At 27.3% G+C, this 15,149-nt stretch carries 19 protein-coding genes; 4 read left to right on the forward strand and 15 right to left on the reverse strand.

Going from position 1 to position 15,149, the window contains the following annotated elements; all coding sequences use genetic code 11:
• Positions 1-16: 16 nt before the first annotated feature.
• The 5 genes from HF520_RS07560 to pduA are packed head-to-tail and all read right to left on the reverse strand — an operon-like array spanning position 17 to position 4,028.
• Positions 17-520, reverse strand: coding sequence for a diol dehydratase small subunit (locus HF520_RS07560; RefSeq protein WP_168573441.1), 504 nt, complete (start codon positions 518-520; stop codon positions 17-19).
• Between the two features lie 15 nt (positions 521-535).
• Positions 536-1,204, reverse strand: a complete 669-nt coding sequence (locus HF520_RS07565; RefSeq protein ID WP_168573442.1) for a propanediol/glycerol family dehydratase medium subunit — start codon at positions 1,202-1,204, stop codon at positions 536-538.
• A 16-nt stretch (positions 1,205-1,220) separates the two neighbouring features.
• On the reverse strand, positions 1,221-2,882 hold the full coding sequence (locus HF520_RS07570) for a propanediol/glycerol family dehydratase large subunit (protein ID WP_168573443.1): 1,662 nt from the start codon (positions 2,880-2,882) through the stop codon (positions 1,221-1,223).
• Between the two features lie 27 nt (positions 2,883-2,909).
• Positions 2,910-3,728, reverse strand: coding sequence for a propanediol utilization microcompartment protein PduB (gene pduB, locus HF520_RS07575; protein ID WP_168573444.1), 819 nt, complete (start codon positions 3,726-3,728; stop codon positions 2,910-2,912).
• 21 nt (positions 3,729-3,749) lie between these two features.
• The gene (pduA, locus tag HF520_RS07580; protein WP_168573445.1) at positions 3,750-4,028 is read right to left on the reverse strand and encodes a propanediol utilization microcompartment protein PduA; all 279 of its coding nucleotides are present in this window, start codon (positions 4,026-4,028) and stop codon (positions 3,750-3,752) included.
• Between the two features lie 382 nt (positions 4,029-4,410).
• On the opposite strand from pduA, the gene HF520_RS07585 reads away from it, so the two are divergent.
• On the forward strand, positions 4,411-5,553 hold the full coding sequence (locus HF520_RS07585) for a 1-propanol dehydrogenase PduQ (RefSeq protein WP_168573446.1): 1,143 nt from the start codon (positions 4,411-4,413) through the stop codon (positions 5,551-5,553).
• Positions 5,554-5,598: 45 nt separating this feature from the next.
• Here HF520_RS07585 and HF520_RS07590 read toward each other — a convergent pair whose 3' ends face one another.
• Positions 5,599-6,663 carry a response regulator gene (locus tag HF520_RS07590; RefSeq protein WP_168573447.1) on the reverse strand — a complete coding sequence of 355 codons (1,065 nt, stop codon included), beginning with the start codon at positions 6,661-6,663 and terminating at the stop codon, positions 5,599-5,601.
• Complete coding sequence (locus tag HF520_RS07595; RefSeq protein ID WP_168573448.1) at positions 6,656-7,897, reverse strand: sensor histidine kinase; 1,242 nt, start codon at positions 7,895-7,897, stop codon at positions 6,656-6,658. Before HF520_RS07595 ends, HF520_RS07590 begins: the two co-directional genes overlap by 8 nt.
• A 388-nt stretch (positions 7,898-8,285) precedes the next feature.
• Between HF520_RS07595 and HF520_RS07600 the strand changes: the two genes are divergently transcribed.
• Positions 8,286-8,822 (forward strand): metal-dependent hydrolase, encoded by a 537-nt coding sequence (locus HF520_RS07600; protein ID WP_168573449.1) that lies wholly within the window; start codon positions 8,286-8,288, stop codon positions 8,820-8,822.
• Positions 8,823-8,855: 33 nt separating this feature from the next.
• Here HF520_RS07600 and HF520_RS07605 read toward each other — a convergent pair whose 3' ends face one another.
• Both HF520_RS07605 and HF520_RS07610 read right to left on the reverse strand, forming a co-directional pair.
• Complete coding sequence (locus HF520_RS07605) at positions 8,856-9,482, reverse strand: TVP38/TMEM64 family protein (protein ID WP_168573450.1); 627 nt, start codon at positions 9,480-9,482, stop codon at positions 8,856-8,858.
• A 177-nt stretch (positions 9,483-9,659) separates the two neighbouring features.
• Entirely contained in the window at positions 9,660-10,568 is a 909-nt protein-coding gene (locus HF520_RS07610) for a mechanosensitive ion channel family protein (protein WP_168573451.1), read from the reverse strand.
• Between the two features lie 266 nt (positions 10,569-10,834).
• Between HF520_RS07610 and HF520_RS07615 the strand changes: the two genes are divergently transcribed.
• Together HF520_RS07615 and HF520_RS07620 are read left to right on the forward strand one after the other, a co-directional pair.
• Positions 10,835-11,032, forward strand: a complete 198-nt coding sequence (locus HF520_RS07615; protein WP_168573452.1) for a cold shock domain-containing protein — start codon at positions 10,835-10,837, stop codon at positions 11,030-11,032.
• A 195-nt stretch (positions 11,033-11,227) separates the two neighbouring features.
• Positions 11,228-11,659 (forward strand): hypothetical protein, encoded by a 432-nt coding sequence (locus HF520_RS07620; protein ID WP_168573453.1) that lies wholly within the window; start codon positions 11,228-11,230, stop codon positions 11,657-11,659.
• 86 nt (positions 11,660-11,745) lie between these two features.
• Here HF520_RS07620 and HF520_RS07625 read toward each other — a convergent pair whose 3' ends face one another.
• The 6 genes from HF520_RS07625 to HF520_RS15420 all read right to left on the reverse strand — a co-directional run bounded on the left by HF520_RS07625 (position 11,746) and on the right by HF520_RS15420 (position 15,127).
• Positions 11,746-12,093, reverse strand: a complete 348-nt coding sequence (locus tag HF520_RS07625) for a BMC domain-containing protein (protein WP_168573454.1) — start codon at positions 12,091-12,093, stop codon at positions 11,746-11,748.
• A 28-nt stretch (positions 12,094-12,121) separates the two neighbouring features.
• The gene (locus HF520_RS07630; protein WP_168573455.1) at positions 12,122-12,553 is read right to left on the reverse strand and encodes a EutP/PduV family microcompartment system protein; all 432 of its coding nucleotides are present in this window, start codon (positions 12,551-12,553) and stop codon (positions 12,122-12,124) included.
• Position 12,554: 1 nt separating this feature from the next.
• Positions 12,555-12,914, reverse strand: coding sequence for a BMC domain-containing protein (locus HF520_RS07635; protein ID WP_330586229.1), 360 nt, complete (start codon positions 12,912-12,914; stop codon positions 12,555-12,557).
• A gap of 99 nt (positions 12,915-13,013) precedes the next feature.
• On the reverse strand, positions 13,014-13,556 hold the full coding sequence (locus HF520_RS07640; protein WP_168573456.1) for a flavodoxin domain-containing protein: 543 nt from the start codon (positions 13,554-13,556) through the stop codon (positions 13,014-13,016).
• Positions 13,557-13,684: 128 nt separating this feature from the next.
• Positions 13,685-14,218 (reverse strand): fascin domain-containing protein, encoded by a 534-nt coding sequence (locus HF520_RS07645; RefSeq protein ID WP_168573457.1) that lies wholly within the window; start codon positions 14,216-14,218, stop codon positions 13,685-13,687.
• Positions 14,219-14,326: 108 nt separating this feature from the next.
• Entirely contained in the window at positions 14,327-15,127 is an 801-nt protein-coding gene (locus HF520_RS15420) for an ABC transporter permease (protein WP_330586230.1), read from the reverse strand.
• Between the last annotated feature and the right edge of the window lie 22 nt (positions 15,128-15,149).

A 15,149-nucleotide genomic window follows, 5' to 3' on the forward strand; every position in this document is an offset into this window, starting at 1 on the left:
CTCCATATAATAAGTATTAAGCTTTAAGTCTTCCTCTTAATTCATAAACATCTGCTGCTTCTCTTACAAATGCCGCATTTACTTTACATCCATATTGATTTTCTAATTCATCTGCTATTGCATATAATTCTTCTTTAGTTGATCTATATGGTCTTAATGCATTATATATTTCAAGTATTCTCTTATCTGGAACGGCTATAAGTTCTGCAGCTCTTCTTAAGTTTCCAGCAAAAGCATCTCTACCTACTGATTCAGCAACTTGAGCTTGCATTTCTAAAGTTTCTGGAGATATTCTCATATCTTCAGATTTTAATTCTCCTGATATTACTTTCTCTAAAGTTAAATCAGAAAGTTTCATCCCTGATTGAGATCTTATTTGATCAGGTATTTTTTCTCCTAAAGGATAATTTTCTTTAGTTATCTTATCTGTGCAACACTCTTTTTTATTGGTTACACTCTCTTTCTCCATATTTTTTAAAACTTCTTCAACTATTTGTTTTATTAATACTTCTTGGTTCATAGTCTCACCCCCGATTTATTTAAACTCAATTTTTAATTCTTGAGGTTTTTTATTTCTATCAGCATATTCTGTTTCTTTTATATGAAGTAATGCTGCTATTGCCTGATATTTTGGTCTAGCCATTTGGTCATTTTTAACTGGAACTGGTGTTGGAGATTCATTTTTAGCATATTTAGCAGCATTTTTACCTATAGCTCTATATGTATCTAAATCTATAAGTGGAGCTTGAGAGAATAATTCTAAGTTACTTAATGGGAGTAAATCCTTTTGATGAATTACTGTAGTACCTTTAGATTGTATTCCTATACCTACTCCTGACCCACTAAGTTCTGCAGCGTCATGAGCTATAAAGCAAACATCTGAAGTTCTATATATTTTTACAAATCTATAACTTAAACCTTCTTCTTCTATACCAGCTATAATTTCTTTTAATACCTTAGCATGCTCTGTACCTATTATTGTTTTAGTTTGATAAACACCAAATGCTGGTGCTAAACCTATAACAACTTCATCCGCTCTATTACTAGGTACAAATTCTCCTACTTCAGTTACAACTAAAGAATTTACTTCTGATGATATTTCTTCTTTTTTAACAGTTTTAACTGGCTCACTATTTTTTTCTCCTGCCATTTCTTTTAAAACTTCTTCTATAACACTTTTTAACATTCTTTCATCTATAGCCATTTTTCTCACCTCTTTCTTAATAATCTTCTGGACTCTTAGCATTTATTATATTTTTAATTTCTTCCCATCTTTCACCCTCAACTTGATAACCAGTTTTTGGTCCATGATAAGTATTTGGACAGTTTACGGCACTGTATACTTTAAAGTCTTTATCAAGTATAGCTGCTGTATGTAAGTAATCTCCTGCTACTTTTTGCTTAGATAATCTAAATACGCTGTTTGCAACATCTTCAAATCCTGCTTTGTGAAGAGCTTTTATTATATCTACTCCAGTAACTCCTCTAGCCATCATTTCTTCTGCAGCTTTTAAATCTTCAACTACATTTCTATCTGGCATGTCTTTACTTCCGTGAGCATAAGTTGCTGCTTCAACTTCTTCATCTGTTATTTCTGTAAGGCCAAGTTCTTTAAATAATCCTTGAATTGCTCTTGCAGCTTTATTTCTTACTCTTACTACATCTTCTTCAGTTACAGGTCTAAGACCACAATCTATTTTTAAATCTCTTTGGATTATATTCCAATCATCATAATCATCTGCATCCCAGTTAGAACCAGCAAACATATTGTCATAGTTTGGAGTTGCACTATATCCAGAACATATAAAGTCTGTTCCTGGTACCATTTGCATTAATGATCGAGCAACTCTTCTTAAATCAGAGTGAGTAAATGTCTGGTCATTACTTGATGCACACTCAAGATCAAGCATTGCAGCTATTAAGTTTTCAGCAAGTATTGCTCTTACACCACTAGGAACCCCCGCAGGTACTCCAACACAACTTACTGATCCATTTTGTATACCTTGAACTCCACAACCTTTAGTTACATATAAGCATCTAGCTTCTAAATAAAGCATTGATTTACCATCAGCATAACCCATTTGAACTTCAGAACCAGTTCCTGATGTAAATCTCATTTTTAATCCTCTTGAAGCATAAGAAGATGCTAAAAATCCTTTTGACCAAGGAGTATCATCTCCATCCATAAATACTGGCTCAGTTCCATATACAGAAACTGTTTCTGCATAAGCAGTAAAGCCTTTCATACCTAATTCAAGCTCTGTTGCTTCTTCAACAGCACATTGAGTAAGTATACCTGGTCTACCAACTTGAGCACCCACCATTATAGCAAGTGCATTAAATGGAGCGTATCTAACTATACCAACTGTAGTTTCTTGTTCATCAAATCCTCTAAGTGCAGCTTCCGCAGCATCTGCAGCTATTTGTATTGGGTTATCTTTTACATTTGTGACGTGACACTGATTGGATGGTCTTTGTCTAGCTCTCATTTTAGTCATGGACATCATCATCTCAAGAACATTCATTTGAGATACGACTTCAACTATTTTAGCTGGAGTCATTGCCGTAGTTAAACCTACGATTTCACTTCTTGGTACATTTATATCAACAAGCATTCTTGCTAATTGTAAAGAATCCATTTTCATAACTTCTTCAGCTTTCTCTAAGTTGATAGCATGATCTGCTATAAAGTAGTCTAACATATCAAAATCTTTTCTTGCTTTTCCATCTAATTCTACTACAACTCCATTTTCTAATCTTATACTTGGAGTTGGATCATTTGGCCCTTCCATTGCTATTAAACCAACCTCTGGCCACTCTTTTACGAAACCATCTTGGTTTACTGGTCTATTTGCTAAAACTTCAAAACGTTTAGATTTCAAAATACTCACTCCTCTCTAATATATTTTTTATATGTATGGTACTGTTGATGATTTCATCTCATCATTACTTAAAGTTCCTAATACTTGTTTTCCAACTTCTCTAGCAGCAATTATTGCTTGTCTTACTGCTCCTGAATCTCCTGAGAATGTAAGTATTACCTCATTTGAATAGCTTGTTCCACCATTTCCTGGTGTAGAATATCCAACTATATCTACATTAGCAGCCTTTACTGCAGTATCTGCAAGTAATACACCTATTGCAGCTGGAGCTCCAACAGTTATACCAAAAGATTTTCCTATTGGTGCACCGAATGCCTTATTTAATGCATAACTAGCTCTTGCAGTGTATTGAAATTCTAAATGACCTACACTTGTTCCATACACATCACCGAATGTTCTATTTAATTCCTTTAATGTTACTTCAACAGCTCTTCTTGCATCTGAAACATCTTCTGCTCCAAATATAATTAAAGAACCATGTCCAGCTCCACCTTTTGTGTCTCTTGGAAGTTCTATTAATAATATTTCACTATTAGTAGCTTTTACAGCTTCATCAGCAGCAAATATATGTGGTCCAGCACCTGTTCTACCACCAACTATACCAATTGATCTAAATTTCTTATCTATATTCATTAATTCATGTAAATTATAATCTACATTAGCTATTACTAATCCTATAGTATCCCCTATTGCAGTTCCAACAAATTCAGTAAGTCCACATCCTGAAGAACAAAATCCTGAACCTTCCTCAACTTGTGAGTCTTCAGTTATAGGTTCTTCGGCTGGAGTATCCCCCATCTTCTTCATAACTTGATCCATTATTTTTGCCATTAAATCTTCATTCATATTTTTTACCTCCTAATAACCCTAAAATTCTTTTGGTAATATTTTTTCAACATCAGTGTGTGGTCTTGGTATTACATGTATTGAAACAACTTCTCCAACTTTTTCTGCAGCAACTGCTCCTGCGTCAACTGAAGCTTTTACTGCTCCAACATCTCCTCTTACCATAACAGTAACAAGACCTGAACCTATTTTTTCATATCCTACTAAATTAACATTAGCAGATTTAACCATTGCATCTGCAGCTTCTATTGCCCCTACTAATCCTTTAGTTTCTATCATACCTAGAGCTTCTTTTTGCATGGTTCCCCCTTCCTAGGATCATTACTTTTAAAATCCTAAATCTAATTATCTGTACATGCATATATTTTTCACATACATCTTAGTTAAATTCTATCCTACTTAAATAGTAATTTTTTAATATATAGATGCAATTTTCAATCCTATTTTATATACAAATAACTAAAATTTACCCTTGAAATCTAACCCTAACTGTGTTTTTATTTCAAATTGTTATTTATTTACTCATTTTAAGTTTATAAATATATAATTTAGTATTTTGATATTAAATCAAATACACATTTTGGGTATATGAGTGCAAATTTTTGTTATTTTCATTTTTAATTTAAGTATTCAACTATAATGATTATATAAAAATTTGATATAGGCTTATGGAGGAATCATAATGAATAATAATAGATACTTTTATATCACCCCTAAGATTTCCTATGGTGAAGAATCTCTTTCATCATTAAAAAATTTTGGATTTACTAAGGTATGTATTGCTACAGATAAATTTATGATTGAAAGTAAATTAATAAATAAAGTTACAAATATCTTAGATGAAAATAATATAGATTATCATATTTTTGATGAAATAACTCCTGACCCATCTACTGAAGTTATACAAACAGGACTTTCTCATATAGTGAATCTAAAACCTAATGCATTAATTGCAGTTGGAGGTGGGTCTGTAATTGATGCTGCAAAAGCTATAATGTACTTTTGTATACAACTTAAGAAAAACTTTATTGAGGAAAATAAAATAGATAAACCTTATTTTATAGCTATACCAACAACTGCCGGTACCGGTTCAGAAGTCACTAATTTTTCAGTTATAACAGATAGTAAAAATAAAACTAAAATCCCACTAGTAGATGATATTATGCTTCCTGATGAAGCAATTCTAGACCCAATATTAACTATTACTGTTCCTCCAAATGTTACTTCTTTTACTGCAATGGATGTATTAACTCATGCCATTGAGAGTTATATATCTATAAACCAAAATATATTTTCTCAAATGTACGCTTTAAAAGCTATAAAATTAATATCTTCTAATCTTTTAAAATGTTATCATAACTTAGGTAATCTGGAATATAGAAATAACTTACAAATAGCATCTTGTATGGCAGGTATATCTTTTAATAGTGCAGGTCTTGGAATAACACATAGTATTTCTCATAGCTTAGGTTCTGCCTTTCATTTACCACATGGGCTTTGTAATGCTATAGTTTTACCTTACATAATAGAGTTTAATGGTAATGACATGAATACTTGTAAAAAGTATATAAATATTTTAGATGCTATGGGAGCATATAATGTTGAGTTAGAAAAAGCACCAATAATTCTAAAAAGTATTATTTTAGAACTTAATAGAAAGTTAAATATACCCCTTAATCTAAAAGCTTTAAATATTAATAAAAATGAATTCGAAAGTATTACAAAAACACTAGCTATTATAGCTTACAAAGATATTTGTACATCTACTAATCCTGTTAAAGTTACTGTTAATGATTTAGAGTCGTTAATAAAATCCTTATATTAAAAACAAAAATGTCGTTGTTATCCAAGCAACAACGACATTTTCATTTTATACTGATTTTATATAATTTTCTGATTTATTTAAGTGGGATTCTCTATACTCACTTGGAGTTATTCCAACTTTTTTCTTGAATACTTTACTAAAATAATTTGACTTACTATAACTAAGTTCAATAGCTATATTTGAAATAGGGATATTTTCATCTTCTAGCATTTCCTTTGCTATTTCTATCCTTCTATCAGTTAAGTAAGTTATAAAATTTACCCCAGTTTCTTTTTTGAAAATTTTACTTAAATAATGAGGACTAAGATTAACATAGTTTGATGCATCATCTAAAGTAATATTTTTATTTATGTTTCTTTCTATGTAATTTAAAGTTTCTTTTACATAATTGTTCGTTGTATACTCATTTTTTAGCATAGAATCGAATATATGATTAATTATTATGGTTAATTCATTTATTAAATTCTTTCTTAAAAAACAATTATAATAATCTTTATTTATTAAATCAATTTTACTTGATATATCTTTATCTGAATATATATTTTGACTTTTACATATATTCTCAATGCCTTCAAAAAATTTGCTTAAATCCTCTTTTATAAATTGTTCGCTACCATTATTACTAAGAATCTCTAAATATTCTTTAATGATATTTATACTTTCTTTGTATGAATTATTTATAATATGTTTTTTTAATTTGCTAATATATGACTCATAGTACTTTTGTCTAGTTATCTTATTTTTATTATTTAGTATTTTTCTTATTATTGATCTAATCTTTTGAGGTCTTACTGGTTTTACAAAATATTTATTTATATTCAAGTCTATCACTATATTTTTTATAGATAAATCATCACAAGCAGTAGTTACTACTATATTCGAGTCTATAATTTTTGATTTTATGTACCTGCATAAATTAATACCATTAATCCCTGGTATATTTAAATCTAAAAATATTATGTCTATATCATATTCATTAACAATATTTTTTGCATCTATACCATTTTCAGCTTCTAAAACTTGTACATTTTCTTTAAGCTCTTCTTTAATAATAGATTTTAAACCTTCCCTAGAAAAGTATTCATCATCAACAACTAATATATTATACATATACAACCTCCTTAGTCAAAGGCAACATTATCCTTACTAAAGTTCCTTCTCCTTCTAGATTTGTACTATGTATTTGCAATTCATATTCTTCTCCATATAAATATTTTAATCTTCTATTTATATTATATAAACCTATACAGTCTTTATTTTTAAAGTATTCTGTTCCACCTAATATATTATCTATTTTATTTTTATTTATTCCGTCTCCATCATCTTTAAGGTCTATTAATATCTTTCCATTTTCAATATATGCCTTTATATTAATTTTTCCACCCTTTATTCTTGGCTCTACTACATATTTAACAAAATTTTCGACTACTGGTTGTAAAATCATATATGGACATCTTATGTTATAAAATCTTTCATCAACATCTATTAAGTATTCTAACCTATCCCCAAATCTAGTTTTTTGTATTTTGAGATAATTTTCTATATAACTTACTTCATCTTCTAAATATACTGTATTTGAATTATCTTTTTTTAAACTATACTTAATCATATCTGAAAAATTATATACAAATTCCTCTGTTTTATACGCTTTTTCTAATCTAGCCATATTAGCAATTGTATTAATAGAATTAAACATAAAATGAGAATTAATTTGATAATGTAAAGACTTTAACTCAGCTTCTTTCAAATCTCTTTCTAATTCTACTCTTTTATTTTCCTCTTCCATTAATTTAGTTGTTTTATTATTTAATTCTTCTTTTATTATATTTAAAAATTCACTATCTACCATGTATTTTGATATTTGATGTATTAAGTTAGCTGCATCTTCTATTTCTTTATAAGTTCTAGGTTGTATTTTTTCATACTCTTCTATAAGACCCTTATGTTTTCTCCAGTCTGTATCTCTTCCAAAATTGCCAATTCTACTATCATCATTGTCTTCTATTTTTGTTTGTCCACAAAGAATTGCTCCTACATAATTGTCCTCAATCATTATTGGGACTGCAAAATCATATAATCCTGCATGACATTTGTAAATATGAGGTTTTCTACTTATTGCTGATTGAACTCCACCATATGCATCACATTGATAACACATCGATGACATTTTTTCATCTTTCCTAATAAGATTACAAAAACCCGTGAAATTGCTAGGTTTTGTAATAGGTTCTCCATTGTAATTTACCGTAATAGCTGATATTTTTGTAGCGTCTGAGAAACTGTCTTGTATGCTTTGTAATACTTTAACATCGATTAGTTTATCTAACTTAATCATCCCTATCATAAACAACGCCCCTAACTTTTTTATTAAATCCCCAATTAAAAATTACTTTATTTAAATTTTAGCAGATTTTATTGTAGTATAATATTTTTTAATTTATAAAATAAAACAAATCCATTTTCAAAATGATATTTGTTTATGTTCTATATAAATACTATACCACAAGCAAAATGTAAATATAGTCCAAATTTTTCTTGAATTATCTTTATTTCCTTTTATATGTTCATCTAAAAGGTTTAGTACGTAACTTTTATCTATTATTTCTTCTACATTAGAGTTATTAATGTAAGTATTTAATAGAAATTTATGCCTATATATTATAAATTCTTTTGAAATATAGTATTTAATGCTATATAATTAAATAAATTATATATTTTACACCGGAGGAATCATGACTAAAGAAACACATGCTAAAGGAGGCTATATATCTGCTCTAATTGCCCTCCCATTTATATATCAAAATTACTTACTTAAGTATAATATTTACTATAGAATTATTTTATTATTTATATATGTTTACTTCTCTTATTTTGGTTCTTTAATCCCTGATATAGATATGAGAGGTTCTTATATTAGTAAAAGATTTCCTATAATTTATAAAAAATTAGGCGAAAATCTTAGGCATAGAGGCTTTACCCATAGTATTGTTTTTATTGGTATACTTTCTTTTTTAGGAAAATTACTAATGGAGTATAGTGATAACAATATTGTATTTTATTGTCTGAGTAGTGGTCTTATTATCGGTAGTATTTCTCATATATGCTTAGATTTAATAACAAAAGAAGGTGTTGAGCTTTTATATCCTATTACTATAAATTTTTCAATATTGTCAATAAGAACTAGTTCTAAACTTGAAAAAACGATTTGTAAATCATTAAATTTTATAATTATATTTTTATTAGGATATAGGTTTTACTTATTAATGTAAATAAGCAGTAGTTTGTACAACTACTGCTTATTTTTAAATATCATTATTAACTCTTTTAACTTTATTAACTTTATTAACTTTTAAATCTTCATCCTCATTATGTTCTAGGCTTGTATTAACTTTGTTCCCTATTTTCCATGCTATTAGTACCATCAGTATAAATAATATAATTTTTATTGGACTAGTTATAAAACCTTTAATATCGCTACCTATATAACTTATTACTATAAACATTATAAATTTACCACTTAACATTGCTGTTACAAAATGCTTGAATTTTGATTTGCAAATTGCAGAAGCTATAGTAACTAAACAAGTTGGTATAAATGGACAAGAATATGCTATAAACAATAATTTAAAACCTTTGCTTCTAACTTTTTCAATTATTTTTCTAGTTTTATCATTTTTATATTTATTTAAAAGTTTACTATCACTTAACTTACTTACTACTAAAAATACTGCTATTGTACCAAGTCCTGAGCCTATCCAGGATATTATAAGTCCAATACCCATGCCAAATACTGCTGCATTTATTGTTACTATTGCAACTAAAGGTAGTACTGGTAAAAAACTTTCAATAAATGTGCTAAATAATCCTACAAACATTGTAAGTATCCAATAATCTTGTGCTAAATTAAATAATCCTTGAATATACTCCATCTTTATTCTCACTTTCTCTTAGGTTTATAACTCAAGTATACAATATTTTAATTAAATGTATCTTACTTTTTTCTTACAAATTTGTAAATGTTTAATGTCGTTTTTATAGCATTATAAATTTTTTAAATTATATTTTTACAAAAAAAATTACCTACATAAATGTAGGCAATTTTTATATTATTTTAACATAGTTTTTATATCACTATTTATACTAGAGTGATGCTTTACATGTAAATCCATCTGCGGATATGGTATGGTAATATTTTCTTCATCAAATCTAATTTTTACTTTTTCTAATAAATCATAATATATACTCCAATAATTTTCTTTTTCACACCAAACTCTTACACCAAAATTAATTGAATTTTGAGCATGTTCAACAATTCCTATAAAAGGCTCTGGATCATGTAATATTAACGGATGCTTGTATATTATCTCATTTAATACTTTTCTTACTTGAACTACATCATTTTCATAGCTTACATTGAAAATTAAATCAACTCTTCTCCTTTCTTTAGCTGAGAAGTTGATTAAGCTATTATTAGATAATGTTCCATTAGGTATAAGAGCAACTTTATTATCTATAGTAAGTAAACTAGTGTAAAATACTCCTATTTGTTCAACAGTTCCTTCATATCCAGCAGCTTGTATATAATCGCCTACTCTAAACGGTCTAAGTAGTAAAATTATAAAACCGCCTGCAAAATTAGATAAACTACCTTGAAGTGCGAGACCTATTGCAACCCCAGCTGATGTAAATAATGCTACAAGGCCAGTAAGTTTTATATCCCATAAAAGGGTAACTACTAGTAATAACAATATAGCTTTTAATCCACCTATTGAAAATGATTTTAAAAATCGTCTTAAAGTAACATCAACATCTCTTTTTTCTAAAAACCTTTCAAATCTATTAACTATCCTCTTTATAATTTTAAATCCTACAGATAAAATTATAAGGCCTATTATTAACCTAACTCCACTTTCAACTGCCCAATTTATAAACTTATCTATTAAAGTAGAAGTATCTGTATTCTGAATTGTTGATTGAATTTTATTTAATGCGCTTTCTACTTCTTTTTCATCCATTATAAAATCCTCCTTCTTTAATAATATTATTATAACCAATTCTTTTTTATATTACATCAATTTTCTCTTTATGTCTACATTTTTCAACCTTATCATCATTCTTTAATATAAAGTAATTAATTTTAAAATTTTCTAAAATTTTTTTATTTTTTTTAATATTTGCCTTGTATTTATTATTTTTCTATGTTAATATAAATTAACAAACAAAATGAGATGATTTATTTTTCTTTATGGTTTGTATTTTTTATATAATTTGGAGGTTCACAATGAACGGAATAGTAAAATGGTTTAACAGCGAAAAAGGATTTGGATTCATATCTGTAGAAGGTGGAGATGACGTATTCGTACACTTCTCAGCTATACAAGGTGAAGGATTCAAAACATTAGAAGAAGGACAAGCAGTTAGCTTTGAAATAGTTGAAGGAGCTAGAGGTCCTCAAGCTGCTAACGTAAATAGAATATAATTTATTTTTAATATAGATTTATTCAAAGAAAAGAAGCTTTAAGCTTCTTTTTTTATTATATAAATTTAATAATATAAAAATATCTTTCCCACCATTTACCTAAGGCATTTTCATTAATCTAATGTTAAAATATATTTATAATAATAATTAAATTTAATTATTATTATAAATATATTTTTTACTGGGGGTTATAGTTTGAGAGTGCATAATAATTCAGTATTCAGTAGTAAGTATGATTTGCCTAACGAGAATACATTGTGTAATATTTGTAATAGTAATAACTTAATAATAATTAAATCAAAGACAAATTCAATATATCAATACTGCGATTCTTGTAAAAGTAGCAAAAATATTTCATTAAAGCATTATTACTTAGACAATCTTTTATTAGAAATAAAGAATTCCATACAATGCCTAAGTAAAAATATATTATTAAATTTAACTATAGAAATTTTTAAAAGTAATAATTCCATCGACTTGTTCATTAATAATGTTAAAGTCAGTAATACAGAGTTTATATCAGAACTTTCTAAAAAAGACTGCTATTATATAAAAAATACTATTCATTATCTAATTAATGATTATACTGATATATCTTATGTAGACATACAAATTAAAAATAACTAATAATTATTTAAAAAGGTATAATAAGCAAATAGTTTATTATACCTTTTCAAATACTAATTCATTAACTAAATTTTTTAATTATTTATCTAAGACTTAGTTATAGATGTAACAAAAAAATTCAAGGTATTCTTCAAAGTTACAAGTATTTGATTTATTGCTGACTCAACTGATGTTAAGTCCCCTGTAATAACTAAGGAACCACTGAATCTATCTACAAAAGCAAGTGAAACTTTCGAATATTCTATTGCAATATTTGCTGCTATTATAGCAGTTTCACCTGGTGTTATATTAAGTATTCCTATAGACCCTCTATTTTTAACTGCAAGTCCAACCTTTTGATATAGCTCTTCTCTAGGATTAGCTATTATATGAGCAATTGTTACTTGTTTTCCAGGAACAGATTCTTGAATTAATCTTTGCTTTTCTTCTAACATTGAAACTTCCTCCACTTTCAATATAATTTTAAATTGATTTTATATATTCAACTAATTCATCTATTCCTAAATTGTCTATTGTATCTATCATAAAAATTCTATTAACTCCAGCTAGTTTTAATCTATCATATGCCAATTTAATAGATTTCTCATCCCCTTTAGATATTTTAGTTATAATACCTATTACCTCTTTACAAAACATTGTTGCAAACCCTGGTGCTATATAGTTTTCTTCTTGAGTACAATCATATACTAATGCTATAACCTTTGCATCCGCTGCAGTAGTTGCTAGTGATGCATACATCCATCTATTTTCAATAAATTCACCAGGAGTATCAATTGAATCATTATATATTTCGACAGATTGAGTTTTTCTATATTTAAGTTCTAAATCATCTAGTTTTTGACATAATGTAGTTTTCCCACTACCCGTTTTCCCCATGAATATTATTTTCTTCATTTTATGACCTCGTAATATTTGTTGTAGTAAAATTTAAAGTATTTCCTAATATCATTAGTACTTTATTTAAGGCAGACTCTACAGAGCTAATGTCACCTGTTATTACCAGTGAACCACTAAATCTATCTACAAACCCTAAAGATACACCTGATGCTTTAGTAGCTACATCAGCAGCTATTATAGATGCTTCGCTTGGTGTTATAGTTAATACTCCAATGGCCTCTCTTTTATCAACTACTAATCCTATTTTTTGATATAACTCTTCTCTTGGACTAGCAATTATATGTGCAAGAGTTACTTGCTTCCCTGGAACATATTCTTGTATAACTCTTTTTTTATCTTCTCCCATTAGTTTTATCATCTCCTCATCCCATTTTACATGTTTACTACATATTTAATCCTATTGTAACATAATTAAAGTATATATTTTCCATAAATTATTATATGTAGTTTTAATATTTTATCTTTTATAAATAATATCCATGTAGTCTAAAATAGGTTTTAGATATTCTTTAGATGACCAATCTCCTCCACTATTCATACTATCTAAAAATAATTTTTCCCATTCTTCATATTGCTTATTTTCTTTATCATTATAAAAAATCTTAATTAAGATATTTATTATAATTTTATCCTTTAATGTAATAGAACACTTATCAAAAGATCCCCTAAGATAAAAACAAGGAATATATCTCATTTCTTCTGGAAAATTATTTTCTTTTATTTCATAAATTATTCCTGTATCAAACGGTGATACCCCTACTGAGAAAGTAACTATCTCTTTTCCTTCAAGGTATTTATAATTATTTTTTATAAAAGAAAATCCTAATATTTTCCATAGATATAAACCACCTCCATAAATAATTACATCATATTGCTTTAATTTATTTATAGAAATTTCTGACTTTTTATATAAATCTCCGCCTATTGCTTCATATATCCATTCTGCATATTTTCGTGTGCTCCCATATTTTGATTGATATATAATAGCAGTACTTTTCATATGATATCTCCCTTCATATATATCCACTTTGGCCTACTTTAATTTATATTCTTTTTGTTGATAAAATAAACTTAATTAATAAAGGTATAAGCTAATAATAATTTTTTAACTTATACCTTTATATAAAATTAAATTTTTCTAAACTTAAAAATATTTCTAGATCCTTCGTTCTCTGACATTGCTATTAACATATAATCTTCATCTCTAACTGTCACATAATAACCATTCGGAGCCATTAATACATATTCCCCTTTATTAACACTAGACACATTAAATATAGAAGCACCTTTATTATCTGTATCTGCAATTAAAAATCCTCTATCATCAAGTCTTATGAATCCACCACTTTGAGCTCTTAATTTAATTTGATTTCTATCAAGCAGTATCATTATAAATGGTGTCCCATCATTAAAATACTCCCCTCTTGCATATAAATAGCTATTAACTCCAACTTGAATAAACTTATTAACAAATACTGATTTTATAGTAATTAACATATTATTATCTTCAGGTTTACTTGGTATTGGTGGAAAGTTCATGTCTACATCTGGCTGATTAGGATTATTTCCAGGAGGAATTACTGGTCCTGGACCATATGGAGGCAAAACAACATGCCCCTTTCCTGGTATAACTAATATAGGCATTCTATTCATATTTTTCATATTTCAATCCCCCTAGTTGTCAAGCTTACTTATCTTATATTATGAAAATATTTAAATAAAGTTTCAAAAAAGGATTATAGTTTTAATTTTCTATAATCCTTTTTAAATTTATGAATTTTTAATAATATTTTTATATCCTGTGTAAGTTGAATAGAAATATCCCATATATATAACTATAAATATTAATCCAGTTATAATTGATGATGTAGCTATATTAGGATTTCCAAAAACTGATATAAAATCACTAATAACATCTATAGCTACTATAGAATGTATAAATGCTAAAACTAAAGGTAATGCAAAGTATAATAAAGTTTGAATAAATATAGTTTTATTTATCATTCTCTCATTTGCTCCAATTCTTTTTAGTGATTTATATCTATCTATACTATCACTTGCTTCAGATAGTTGCTGCAAAGATAAAACAGCCATACTTGATATTAAGAATACTATTCCTAAATAAATACCTACAAATATAAAAATAGTAGTCATACCTTTATTTCCTGCATATATTTGATCTTTTGTATAACCAATAATAAAACCAACTTTATCATTTTTTATTTCACCATTGAAGAAACTTTTAAATAATTTATCAAATTTTTCTTCTGATTTATATCTATTATTTGAGTTATAGTTAATATTCAAATAATTTGTACTTAAGGTTGCATTTAAATCATTTATTTTATTATCTTTTACTATTATTGATATAAAATTATCTGCAAAATTAGTTGTTCTAGTTGAAACAGTTACTACCTTATTATTCTTTATTGTATAAACCTTATTATTAAGATCTATTTTATTATTTTCTTTAAGAATATCATTTAATGGTTTTATAACCTTATCATTATTTGATGTTATTAAAATTTCACCATTATTTAAATTTACTTTTTCTTCATTTTCTAACTCCATTACTTTATTATATTCAGATTCT

Source organism: Romboutsia sp. CE17 (assembly GCF_012317385.1).
Taxonomy (GTDB): Bacteria; Bacillota; Clostridia; order Peptostreptococcales; family Peptostreptococcaceae; genus Romboutsia_E.

Excerpts from the sequence above, each read along its gene's own strand:
- HF520_RS07560 (WP_168573441.1), bottom strand. The coding sequence starts at position 520 with ATGAACCAAGAAGTATTAATAAAACAAATAGTTGAAGAAGTTTTAAAA.
- HF520_RS07565 (WP_168573442.1), bottom strand. The coding sequence starts at position 1,204 with ATGGCTATAGATGAAAGAATGTTAAAAAGTGTTATAGAAGAAGTTTTA.
- pduB (WP_168573444.1), bottom strand. The coding sequence starts at position 3,728 with ATGAATGAAGATTTAATGGCAAAAATAATGGATCAAGTTATGAAGAAG.
- pduA (WP_168573445.1), bottom strand. The coding sequence starts at position 4,028 with ATGCAAAAAGAAGCTCTAGGTATGATAGAAACTAAAGGATTAGTAGGG.
- HF520_RS07585 (WP_168573446.1), top strand. The coding sequence starts at position 4,411 with ATGAATAATAATAGATACTTTTATATCACCCCTAAGATTTCCTATGGT.
- HF520_RS07590 (WP_168573447.1), bottom strand. The coding sequence starts at position 6,663 with ATGTATAATATATTAGTTGTTGATGATGAATACTTTTCTAGGGAAGGT.
- HF520_RS07595 (WP_168573448.1), bottom strand. The coding sequence starts at position 7,897 with ATGATAGGGATGATTAAGTTAGATAAACTAATCGATGTTAAAGTATTA.
- HF520_RS07600 (WP_168573449.1), top strand. The coding sequence starts at position 8,286 with ATGACTAAAGAAACACATGCTAAAGGAGGCTATATATCTGCTCTAATT.
- HF520_RS07605 (WP_168573450.1), bottom strand. The coding sequence starts at position 9,482 with ATGGAGTATATTCAAGGATTATTTAATTTAGCACAAGATTATTGGATA.
- HF520_RS07610 (WP_168573451.1), bottom strand. The coding sequence starts at position 10,568 with ATGGATGAAAAAGAAGTAGAAAGCGCATTAAATAAAATTCAATCAACA.
- HF520_RS07615 (WP_168573452.1), top strand. The coding sequence starts at position 10,835 with ATGAACGGAATAGTAAAATGGTTTAACAGCGAAAAAGGATTTGGATTC.
- HF520_RS07625 (WP_168573454.1), bottom strand. The coding sequence starts at position 12,093 with ATGTTAGAAGAAAAGCAAAGATTAATTCAAGAATCTGTTCCTGGAAAA.
- HF520_RS07630 (WP_168573455.1), bottom strand. The coding sequence starts at position 12,553 with ATGAAGAAAATAATATTCATGGGGAAAACGGGTAGTGGGAAAACTACA.
- HF520_RS07635 (WP_330586229.1), bottom strand. The coding sequence starts at position 12,914 with ATGATAAAACTAATGGGAGAAGATAAAAAAAGAGTTATACAAGAATAT.
- HF520_RS07640 (WP_168573456.1), bottom strand. The coding sequence starts at position 13,556 with ATGAAAAGTACTGCTATTATATATCAATCAAAATATGGGAGCACACGA.
- HF520_RS07645 (WP_168573457.1), bottom strand. The coding sequence starts at position 14,218 with ATGAAAAATATGAATAGAATGCCTATATTAGTTATACCAGGAAAGGGG.
- HF520_RS15420 (WP_330586230.1), bottom strand. The coding sequence starts at position 15,127 with ATGGAGTTAGAAAATGAAGAAAAAGTAAATTTAAATAATGGTGAAATT.